The sequence below is a fragment of the Psychromarinibacter sediminicola genome, assembly GCF_029168335.1.
Lineage (GTDB): Bacteria > Pseudomonadota > Alphaproteobacteria > Rhodobacterales > Rhodobacteraceae > Psychromarinibacter > Psychromarinibacter sediminicola.
On record NZ_JARGYC010000219.1, the window covers coordinates 1 to 761 of the forward strand.

Annotated in this window: 3 protein-coding genes; all 3 read left to right on the forward strand. The window is 65.0% G+C overall.

Annotation, left to right across the window (positions count from 1 at the left end):
• A partial coding sequence (locus tag P1J78_RS25060) for a hypothetical protein (RefSeq protein WP_275570089.1) occupies positions 1-217 on the forward strand: 217 nt, incomplete at its 5' end.
• 59 nt (positions 218-276) lie between these two features.
• Positions 277-534 (forward strand): hypothetical protein, encoded by a 258-nt coding sequence (locus P1J78_RS25065; protein WP_275570090.1) that lies wholly within the window; start codon positions 277-279, stop codon positions 532-534.
• Between the two features lie 7 nt (positions 535-541).
• Positions 542-761: hypothetical protein (locus P1J78_RS25070; protein WP_275570091.1), on the forward strand; the 220-nt coding region annotated here is incomplete at its 3' end.

Genomic DNA, 761 nt, shown 5'->3' on the forward strand with positions numbered 1-761 from the left:
CAACGCACGAATCGAGCGGCGGGCAGGCGTCGACATTCTCGATCCCGAGAGCCGCATCCGGTTCTCGACGACAGACCTCGGAAAGGCGCGTGTGACGGTTAGCCTCTTCTGCCCGACACAACTCGCCGAGGCGCTCGAAGACGCAATCACGAAGGAGATTATGGCGCTGATCCACCGCGGCCGGCAGGAGGAACCACCATCTGACGCGACGGATTGATGTCCGAAGCAGCGTTCCGGCCCGGCGCCATCGAATGATAGCCCACCAGGAGAAGGTAAATGACGATCCTGATAACGATTCTCGACGCGTTCGGCCTCGTCACCGCCGCGGCGGCAGCCTGGTTCTGGTACTTGTCGGGCACGCGTCGGCTGCGCCGTGTGTCGCGCTTCGAGGAGCTCGACCACTCAGACCTCAATCGTATCGTCACCGCGTTCAACAGGGCCTCCATCCTGAACCGTCAAGCGGCCAAGGCCGCAGCGGCCTCCGCGGCCGCTCTCGCGCTGCGCTTCGCGGTGGACCTCGGGGCGCGGGTCTGAGGCCGCCATGCCAAATGGGAGTCAGACAGATGCGCGCGCCAGCCGCGGAGCGCGGCCCAAGGTTGAAATCGGTTGGCTGCTCGAGGGCGACCTGCCTGTCGAGCAGCGCGAAGCCGCCAAGGAAGCCGCAGCAGAGATGGAGCGGTCGCTCGCCGATCTAATGCCGGGGTTCCACTGGGTGATCGAAACGCTCGAGCGACTTGTCACCACCGAGCGTGACATCGTCG

What these genes read in the sequence shown, in the direction of transcription:
- P1J78_RS25065 (WP_275570090.1), top strand. Translation starts at nt 277, where the DNA reads ATGACGATCCTGATAACGATTCTCGACGCGTTCGGCCTCGTCACCGCC.